At 69.8% G+C, this 7,468-nt stretch carries 8 protein-coding genes; 2 read left to right on the forward strand and 6 right to left on the reverse strand.

Translation table 11 applies throughout. The features are described 5' to 3' along the window. Positions 1-91 precede the first annotated feature (91 nt). Both QM634_RS00585 and glpX read right to left on the reverse strand, forming a co-directional pair. On the reverse strand, positions 92-1,792 hold the full coding sequence (locus tag QM634_RS00585) for a fumarate hydratase (protein ID WP_415040829.1): 1,701 nt from the start codon (positions 1,790-1,792) through the stop codon (positions 92-94). Positions 1,793-1,857: 65 nt separating this feature from the next. Beyond that, the gene (glpX, locus tag QM634_RS00590) at positions 1,858-2,847 is read right to left on the reverse strand and encodes a class II fructose-bisphosphatase (RefSeq protein ID WP_415040830.1); all 990 of its coding nucleotides are present in this window, start codon (positions 2,845-2,847) and stop codon (positions 1,858-1,860) included. Between the two features lie 107 nt (positions 2,848-2,954). Here glpX and QM634_RS00595 point away from each other — a divergent pair, with 107 nt between their 5' ends. Continuing rightward, a complete protein-coding gene (locus QM634_RS00595; protein WP_415040831.1) occupies positions 2,955-3,557 on the forward strand; it encodes a DUF4245 domain-containing protein in 603 nt (200 codons plus the stop codon). Here the strand turns inward: QM634_RS00595 and QM634_RS00600 are convergent, their stop codons facing one another. The 3 genes from QM634_RS00600 to QM634_RS00610 are packed head-to-tail and all read right to left on the reverse strand — an operon-like array spanning position 3,558 to position 5,739. Then, the gene (locus QM634_RS00600) at positions 3,558-3,803 is read right to left on the reverse strand and encodes an exodeoxyribonuclease VII small subunit (protein WP_415040832.1); all 246 of its coding nucleotides are present in this window, start codon (positions 3,801-3,803) and stop codon (positions 3,558-3,560) included. Beyond that, positions 3,800-5,029, reverse strand: a complete 1,230-nt coding sequence (gene xseA / locus QM634_RS00605) for an exodeoxyribonuclease VII large subunit (protein ID WP_415040833.1) — start codon at positions 5,027-5,029, stop codon at positions 3,800-3,802. Before xseA ends, QM634_RS00600 begins: the two co-directional genes overlap by 4 nt. Before the next feature lie 11 nt (positions 5,030-5,040). Next, entirely contained in the window at positions 5,041-5,739 is a 699-nt protein-coding gene (locus QM634_RS00610) for a lipid droplet-associated protein (protein WP_415040834.1), read from the reverse strand. Positions 5,740-5,811: 72 nt separating this feature from the next. On the opposite strand from QM634_RS00610, the gene QM634_RS00615 reads away from it, so the two are divergent. Next, positions 5,812-6,759: a 4-hydroxy-3-methylbut-2-enyl diphosphate reductase gene (locus tag QM634_RS00615; protein ID WP_415040835.1), complete on the forward strand. Its 948-nt coding sequence runs from the start codon at positions 5,812-5,814 to the stop codon at positions 6,757-6,759. Here QM634_RS00615 and QM634_RS00620 read toward each other — a convergent pair. Then, positions 6,760-7,468, reverse strand: a 709-nt coding sequence (locus tag QM634_RS00620; protein WP_415040836.1) for a S8 family serine peptidase, incomplete at its 5' end; no start/stop codon positions are given.

The following is a 7,468-nucleotide window of genomic DNA, read 5'->3' on the forward strand; positions in this document are numbered from 1 at the left end:
GGTTGCCCTTTGTTTCACCGTACTCGCGCGCGTGGACCAAGGAGAATCGGGTCGGGCGGTAGTCATGGCAGTCGCCGCGGTGAGACTGTGGTCAACGCTCCTTCGACCGGATCCGCACGCCGCTGATCGGCACGTTGACCGCACCGGACGGGTCGGTGAAGAAGTCGTTGCCCTTGTCGTCGACGACGATGAACGCGGGGAAGTTCTCCACCTCGATCTTCCACACCGCCTCCATGCCGAGCTCGGGGTACTCGATGACCTCCTGGCTCTTGATGCAGTCCAGCGCCAGGCGCGCGGCCGGGCCGCCGATCGAGCCGAGGTAGAAGCCGCCGTGCTCGTCGCACGCCCGGGTGACCTGCTGCGAGCGGTTGCCCTTGGCGAGCATCACCATGGAACCGCCGGCGGCCTGGAACTGGTCGACGTAGGAGTCCATGCGACCGGCGGTCGTGGGTCCGAAGGAGCCCGACGCCATGCCCTCGGGGGTCTTTGCGGGACCGGCGTAGTACACGGGGTGGTCGCGCAGGTAGTCCGGCATCGGCTCGCCGGCGTCGAGGCGCTCCTTGATCTTCGCGTGCGCGATGTCGCGGGCGACGACGAGCGGGCCGGTCAACGACAGCCGCGTCTTCACCGGGTATTTGCTGAGCTCGGCGAGGATCTCGGGCATCGGTCGGTTCAGGTCGATGTCGACGACCTGGCCGCCCTCGATGTCGTGCGCGACGCCGACGTCGGGCATGTACTGCGCCGGATCGGTTTCCAGCTGTTCGAGGAAGACTCCGTCGGCGGTGATCTTGCCCAGCGCCTGACGGTCGGCCGAGCAGGACACCGCGATTGCCACCGGGCAGGAGGCGCCGTGGCGGGGAAGTCGGATGACGCGGACGTCGTGGCAGAAGTACTTGCCGCCGAACTGTGCGCCGATGCCGAAGGACTGGGTCAACTTGAAGACCTCCTCCTCCAGCTTCTTGTCGCGGAAACCGTGGCCGGCCATCGACCCCTCCTCCGGGAGGGTGTCGATGTAGTGGGCCGAGGCGTACTTCGCGGTCTTGAGCGCGAACTCGGCCGACGTGCCGCCGATGACGATCGCCAGGTGGTACGGCGGGCAGGCCGCGGTGCCCAACGAGCGGATCTTCTCGTCGAGGAAGGTCAACAACCGGTCGGGGTTGAGGATCGCCTTGGTCTCCTGGAACAGGAAGGACTTGTTGGCGCTGCCGCCGCCCTTGGCCATGAACAGGAACTTGTACTCCGGCCCCTTCTCGCCCTGCTCGGTCGCGTAGATTTCGACCTGGGCGGGCAGGTTGGTGCCGGTGTTCTTCTCCTCGTACACGGTCAGCGGCGCGAGCTGCGAGTACCGCAGATTGAGCTTGGTGTACGCGTCGTAGACGCCGCGCGAAATCGCCTCGGCGTCGTCGGCGCCGGTCAGCACCCCCTCGGCCTTCTTGCCCATGACGATGGCCGTGCCGGTGTCCTGGCACATCGGCAGCACGCCACCGGCGGAGATGTTGACGTTCTTGAGCAGGTCGAGCGCGACGAAGCGGTCGTTGCCCGACGCCTCGGGGTCGTCGATGATCTTGCGCAGCTGCTTCAGGTGCGCCGGCCGCAGGTAGTGGCTGATGTCGTGCATCGCCTCGGCGGTCAGCTTCGTGATCGCCTCGGGATCGACCTTCAGGAACCTCTGGCCGTCGACCTCGAAGGTCGACACCCCCTCGGTGGTGATCAGCCGGTAGGGCGTGTCGTCGGGGCCGGTCGGGAGCAGGTCGGAATACAGAAAATCCGGAGCCTGGGCTGGAGTGCTCACGGCGACGATCGTATCGCCGCGGCGACTGGCCGAACCGGGTCAGGCTGACCTAACCCGCAGCGCGCCTACACCTCGATGCGGGCGTACTCGCGCAGCTTGGAGGTGCGGTGGAAGCTCTCGATGCGGCGAATGGTGCCCGACTTCGAGCGCATCACCATCGAGCGGGTCGTCGCACCGTTGGCGCGGTAGGAGACGCCGCGCAGCATGTCGCCGTTGGTGACGCCGGTCGCGGCGAAGAAGGTGTTCTCGCCGCGCACCAGGGTGTCGGTGTCCAGGACCTTGTCCAGGTCGTGGCCGGCGGCGATCGCCTTGGCCTTCTCCTCGTCGTCGCGGGGCCAGAGCTTGCCCTGGATCTCCCCGCCCATGCACTTCATCGCGACGGCGGTGATGATGCCCTCGGGGGTGCCGCCGACCCCCATGAGGATGTCGACCGAACTGGTGTCGTCGGCGGCGGCGATCGCACCGGCGACGTCGCCGTCGGAGATCAGGCGGACCTTGGCGCCGGCCTTGCGGATCTGCGCGATCAGATCGGCGTGACGGGGGCGGTCGAGCACGACGACGGTCAGGTCGGCCACCTCGATGCCCTTGGCCTTGGCGACGGACTTGATGTTCCACTCGACCGACTTGGTGATGTCGATGTGGCCCTTCGCCTCGGGGCCGACGCAGATCTTGTCCATATAGAAGACGGCCGACGGGTCGTACATGGTGCCCCGCTCGGAGACCGCGATGACCGCGATCGAGTTGGGACGGCCCTCGGCCATCAGGGTGGTGCCGTCGATCGGGTCGACCGCGACATCGCAGTCCGGTCCCTCGCCGTTGCCGACTTCCTCGCCGTTGTAGAGCATCGGCGCCTCGTCCTTCTCGCCCTCGCCGATGACCACGACGCCGCGCATAGACACCGTCGACAGGAGCTCGCGCATCGCATCGACCGCCGCGCCGTCGCCGCCGTTCTTGTCACCGCGGCCGGCCCAACGACCTGCGGCCAGGGCGGCGGCCTCGGTCACGCGGACCAGTTCCATCGCCAGATTGCGGTCGGGGGCTTCATTGCTGGACATGCGTGGCGCCTCTCGTGGCTCGACGACGTCGTCGAGATCGGGTTGATGGGTCCATCTTTTCATGGCGCCCCGCCGACGTGTTCACCTCGCCTGGGATACTGGCGGGCATGGCCGAGAAACCGCGGATCCTCAACAGCAGCCGGGACATGATCTTGACCCTGCTGGTCCTGATGGCGTTGGTCGCGCTCGTGGCCGTCTCGTCGCGGAACTGCTCGGTGAGCCCGACCGGCAGCGGCGCCGATGACCGGATCCCGGCCTTCGACACCCATGCGGCCCTGCGCGCCGACGCCGCGTCGATGCCCTTCCCGGTCCGTCAGCCGGTGCTGCCGTCGAGTTGGAAGCCCAACTCCGGCGCCAACGGCGAGGCGGGGCGCTCCCGCGTCAGCACCGTCGGCTGGATCACCCCGACCGGCTTCTACCTGGGGCTGTCGCAGACCAATGCCTCCGAGGGCGAGCTGCTGCCGACGCTGAACCCGAATCAGGAGACCGAGGGCCCGATGTCGGGTACCGGCAAGCGCGACATCGAGGGCACCCAGTGGGTCACCTACGTCGCGGGGGACCGACTCGCGCCCAGCGACGGTGCGCGCAAGGCTTGGGTCGCCGACCTCGGCGATGTGCGGATCGGGCTGTCGGGCAAGGCGACCGAGGACGACTTCATCACGCTCGCGCGCGCCGTGATCCAGGCGCCGCCCCTGCCGTCGGGTCGCTGACTACTCGTCGTCGGCGGGATCGGTCTCGTCGTCGGAATTCAACACCGCCTCGATCCGCTCGCGGGCACCGGCCAGGTGCTCCTCGCATCGGTTGGCCAGGGCCTCGCCGCGCTCCCAGAGCTTGAGCGATGTGTCCAGGTCGAGCCCGCCGCGTTCGAGCGCGTCGACGACCTCGACGAGTTCGTCGCGGGCCTGCTCGTACCCCAGTTCGGCGACCGGGGTCCACGAGGACGGGTCGGTGCTCACGGCTTCTCCTCTTGTTCGGTGACCTGCGCGCGGACGGCGCCGTCGGCGACGCGGATCCGCAGGCGCGCGCCGTCGGGCAGGTCGGCGACCTCGCCGGCGACGCGGGAGTCGTCGTCGAAATTCTGCACGATGGCATAGCCGCGGGCCAGGGTTTGCGAGGGGCCGAGTGTGGCCAGGCGCGCGGCCAGGTGCTCGTGGCGGTGGCTCTCGCTCTCGACGCGTCGGGCGATGTCGCGGCGGATGTCGGCGCGATGGCGCTCGACGTGGTCGACGCGGACGTCGACCAGGCGCAGCGGGTCGGCCAGGGCCGGGCGGGCGCGCAGACCGTCGACGCGGTGCGCCTCGCGCTGCACCCAGTTGCGCAGGGCGCCGGCGCTGCGCCGTCGCATCGTGGCGATGCCGGCCAGCTCGGCTGCGACGTCGGGCACCACCCGCTTGGCCGCGTCGGTGGGGGTGGCCGCGCGCAGGTCGGCGACCAGGTCCAGCAGAGGGGTGTCCGGCTCGTGACCGATGGCGCTGATCACCGGGGTGGTGCACGCGGACACCGCGCGCAACAGTTGCTCGTCGGAGAAGGGCAGCAGGTCTTCGACGCTGCCGCCGCCGCGGGCGATGACGATGACGTCGACGTCGGGGTCGTCGTCGAGGATCTTGAGCTCGCCGAGGATGCGAGGCACGGCCGACGGGCCTTGCACGGGGGCGTCGCGCACGACGATCCGCACGCCCGGCCAACGGCCCTGCGCGACGGAAACGACATCCCGGCTGGCGGCCGAGGCGCGCCCGCTGATCAGCCCGACTCCGCGCGGCAGGAACGGCAAGGGGCGCTTGCGGCGCGGGTCGAACAGCCCCTCGGCGTGCAGGAGTTGGCGCAGCCGCTCGATCCGGGCGAGCAACTCCCCGATGCCGACCGCCCGGATCTCCGTCACGCGCAGGGAGAGGGTGCCGCGCGCGTGGTAGAACGACGGCCGTCCGCACATGACGACGCGCGTGCCGTCGGTCAGGGGTACGGGGGAGCGGTCGATGACCTCCGGGTCACACGTGACCGACAGCGAGATGTCGGCCGCCGGGTCGCGCAGCGTGATGAACGAGGTACGGGTCCCGGGGCGCCGGGACAGCTGGGTGATCTGACCCTCGACCCAGATCTGCCCGAGTTTGTGCACCCAGTCGCCGATCTTGACGCTGACCGTGCGGACCGGCCACGGCTCGTCGGCGGAGTTGGTGGCGGCCACCTGCTCGCGCGCTAGGACTTGGCGGCGATGCGGTTCTCCAGCATCGTCAGGAACGGGGTTCGGTTGCGGTTGCCGCGCTCATACTCGGCGAGGGTCTGCAGGTCCTCGAGGTCGACGGTGCGGATCTTGGCGCGCAGCTGGGCCAGGGTCAGGTTGTCGTAGTCGAGGAAGTCGGCGACCTCGGGTGCCTCACCCGACGACGCCTTCGCCGCGGCGGCGGGCGTCTCGACGGCGGCCGGCACCTCGCTGTACAGGGCGAAGCGGCCGGGGTTCTCGGCCGACTCGGCGGATGCGGGCGCCGCGGTGGTCTTCTTCGCCGGGGCCTTCTTCGCAGGTGCGGCCTTCTTGGCCGCCTTCTTCGCCGGGGCCTTCTTGGCGGGTGCCTTCTTCACCGGCGCGGCGGGGGCGGGGGCGGCCGCGGCGGGCTTCGGGGTGGGTGCGGCGGCGGGAGCGGGGGCGTCGCCCTCGTCCTCGTCGAAGACGGCCCACGACGGCTGCTCCTCGGGCTTGTCGAAGAGGTCGTCGAGTGCCGCATCACCCTTGATGGCCAACTCGGCGATGTTCTGCTGCAATCGCATGCCGGCCTGGACGGCGTTGCTGACCGCCGTCATCGGCATGGTGATGAGCTGGGTGGGGAGCTTGCGCGTCTCTTCCAGGGCGGTCACGATCAGGCCGGCCGCCAGGCGCGCGGAGTACGGGCGGTGCTTCATGCCTCCAACTGTGCCACATCGCACGGCCGCCGGGTTTCGCCACGGGCAGCTTGGTTCCGTACCCTGGAGGCCATGTCCTCCAAGCGTGTCCTGCTGGCCGAACCGCGCGGCTATTGCGCCGGCGTCGACCGGGCGGTCGAGACGGTGGAACGGGCGCTGGACAAGCACGGCGCCCCGGTCTACGTCCGCAAGGAGATCGTCCACAACCGGCACGTCGTGGAGACGCTGTCCGAGCGCGGTGCGGTCTTCGTCGGCGATACCGACGAGGTGCCCGAGGGTGCCATCGTCGTCTTCTCCGCGCACGGGGTGTCCCCGGCGGTCCACAAGTCCGCCAGCGAGCGGAACCTGATGACGATCGACGCCACCTGCCCGCTGGTCACCAAGGTGCACCAGGAGGCCAAGCGCTTCGCCCGCGACGACTACGACATCCTGCTCATCGGCCACGAGGGCCACGAGGAGGTCGAGGGCACCTCCGGTGAGGCCCCCGAGCACATCCAGATCGTCGACGGCCCCGACCACGTCAAGGACGTCACCGTCCGTGACGGGGCGCCGGTGGTGTGGCTGTCGCAGACGACGCTCTCGGTGGACGAGACGATGGAGACGGTCAAGCGGCTGCGCGAGAAGTTCCCGCAGCTGGAGGATCCGCCCAGCGACGACATCTGCTACGCCACGCAGAACCGGCAGGTCGCGGTGAAGGCGATGGCCAGGCACTGCGAGCTGGTGATCGTGGTCGGCTCGAAGAACTCCTCGAACTCGGTGCGCCTGGTGGAGGTCGCGCTGCAGAGCGGCGCGTCCAACGCCTATCTCGTCGACTACGCCCGTGAGATCGACCCTCAGTGGCTCGACGGCGTCACCACCGTCGGCGTCACCTCCGGTGCGTCGGTCCCCGAGGTCCTGGTCCGTGGCGTCCTCGACTTCCTCGGCGAGTACGGCTACGACTCGGTCGAGACCATCAACACCGCCGAAGAGACGCTGACCTTCGCACTTCCGCGCGAGCTGCGCCCGGCGCGCACCAAGTAGTCACAGCGAATCGACGTACGGCTCCTCACGTCGGGGCCGGGCGCATCCGACGGTGATGGCCAGCGCCATGAGCAACAGCGCGGTGCCGCCGAGCGCCACGACGAGCGGTGCCCGGCTCGGCGGTGGCGTGGTCGCGACGGGGTGCACTCGCATCGCCCGAGGCGCGGACGAATCACGTGAATCCACCGTCAACGCGGCAAGCGGGTCCACGACGCCGTAACCGATCCGCTGGTCGGGGCCGTCCCCGCCGCCGACCGCGGTGCTCGTGATGCGCCGCATCACCGCGCGCGCGTCGAGGTCGGGGTGCCGTGCACGGATCAGTGCCGCCGTCGCGCTCACGTATGCCGCGGCGAAGCTCGTGCCGCTGATCGGCGCGGATCCGCGGTCGCCCGACAGGCCCGACACCAGCCCGCGCCGACCGGGCCGGGAGTCCACGCTGGTGAGATCGGTGCCCGGCGCGGCCACACCCACCCACGGTCCGGCGAGGCTGAACGACGATGGTGCTCCGCTGCTCGAGTCCACCGATCCGACGGTCAACACGTAATCGCTGAACCAGGCGGGCGTCGCGACCGTGTGCGCCTGCGACCATCCGCGGCCGCGCGCCACGGGTGGATTCTGTTCGCGGCACCCGCCACCGCTGCTCACGTTCCCGGCCGCCACGACGACCACCACGTCGCGCGCCAGCGCGTGGCGCAGCGCCGCACCCAAC

The organism is Gordonia sp. (in: high G+C Gram-positive bacteria) (assembly GCF_047606305.1).
Classification (GTDB): domain Bacteria; phylum Actinomycetota; class Actinomycetes; order Mycobacteriales; family Mycobacteriaceae; genus Gordonia.